Raw genomic sequence first — 638 nt, forward strand, 5'->3', positions numbered from 1 at the left:
GCCTTTGATATGCCGGATACCAATCTGGTGTTTACCGCTTATTATTCCCGTCCCACAGCCAGTCCAAGCAATGCGACGGTAGTGGATGAGGTCCGGGGAGGAAGTGAAAATGAGATCGCCCTTGATCCGGGAGAGATACCGGATCTGGAGGAAGAACTGACGACCGATGCTGACCGGGTGCTGATGGATCAGAACCATGCGGATGTGACCTATAAGGTGGTATATACAAAGAATGCGGCAAAGGCCACAGAATCCAATGCAGTAAAGGCATCGCCCGAGTATAACAGCGACCACAGTCAGGCGTTTAAGGCGGCCTGGGGACTGAATGTAGATATCGAACGATATGTCAATGGAAGAAAGACGGCCATGGCAACGCCATCGGATGCAGAATTCGTCACCTATATCCAGTTAGGCAAGGATGATGTGGACATGATGGATTACCAGCTGTACCGGATCTTTACGGACCCAATGGACGGATCGGTCCAGACGGAGCTTGTGGATATATCGGATGATCCGGAAGAGACAGGAGGCTTATTCACCTTTACGGCCCAGGCAGGAATGAGGTATGTGATGGTGTATTCCAAGGCATACCGGCTGTATTTCTTAGACCAGACGGCACTTCCTAAGTACCAGTATTA

At 50.6% G+C, this 638-nt stretch carries 1 pseudogene; it reads left to right on the forward strand.

Annotated elements, in window-relative coordinates:
• Positions 1–638, forward strand: a pseudogene (locus tag AC27IJ_RS13785) (hypothetical protein); the annotation flags it as partial.

Source organism: Lacrimispora sp. YZC11 (assembly GCF_057543815.1).